This window comes from Mucilaginibacter terrenus (assembly GCF_003432065.1).
Lineage (GTDB): Bacteria > Bacteroidota > Bacteroidia > Sphingobacteriales > Sphingobacteriaceae > Mucilaginibacter > Mucilaginibacter terrenus.
In genome coordinates this window covers 1-823 of sequence record NZ_QWDE01000011.1, presented here as the reverse complement: position 1 = coordinate 823, position 823 = coordinate 1, and the positions used below count along the sequence as shown (strand labels likewise).

Sequence of the window (823 nt, the reverse complement as noted above, 5' to 3'; positions counted from 1 at the left end):
GACCAGGGGCATGATGTACATGTCGCTTACCAGACCTCCGGCAACACCGCTGTATGGGATGATGACGTACTCCGCTTTGTGGAGTTCGCCATAGACTTTAAGCAAAGCGTAGGTGAAGATACCACTGCCATGAAAGCCACCTATGAGGAAATGCGCAAGTTTATGGGCAGCAAGCTGCCCAACCAGATCGATACGCAGGAGATCCGCAACGTAAAAGGCTTCATCCGTAAAACGGAGGCCATCTCCGGTGCAAGGTTCGCGGGCCTGCCCGACAGCAATATCCACTTCCAGGCTTTGCCATTCTATGAGACCGGCAAGACCAAGAAGAACGCTGTAGGTGAAGAGGACGTACGCCTCACTATAGAGCTTTTACAAAAGATAAAACCCCAGCAGGTATTTGCAGCAGGCGACTTTGCCGACCCGAACGGCACCCACCTGGTGTGCTTCAACATCATCCTTGCAGCGCTGAACAAGCTGAAAGAAACTGAGGACTGGGTAAAGGACTGCTGGCTGTGGCTGTACCGCGGTGCATGGCATGAGTTTGCCACTCACGAGATAGAGATGGCCGTGCCGTTATCCCCTGCAGAGGTGATCCGCAAGCGGAACGCTATCTTCAAGCACCAGAGCCAGAAGGACAGGCCGGTGTTCCCGGGTGACGATGAGCGCGAGTTCTGGGTACGTGCCGAGGACCGCAACCGCGAAACCGCGCAGAACTACGATAAGCTGGGTATGGCCGAATACGCTGCCATGGAGGCTTTCGTCAGGTATAAGTTCTAACACCACAGGTGTAACACGCGCGCGTGTTACACCTGTTACACTTTTT

Annotated in this window: 1 pseudogene; it reads left to right on the top strand. The window is 54.2% G+C overall.

The features are described from left to right. Positions 1–777 (top strand): annotated as a pseudogene (locus tag DYU05_RS20815) (glucosamine-6-phosphate deaminase); the annotation flags it as partial. Positions 778–823 lie beyond the last annotated feature (46 nt).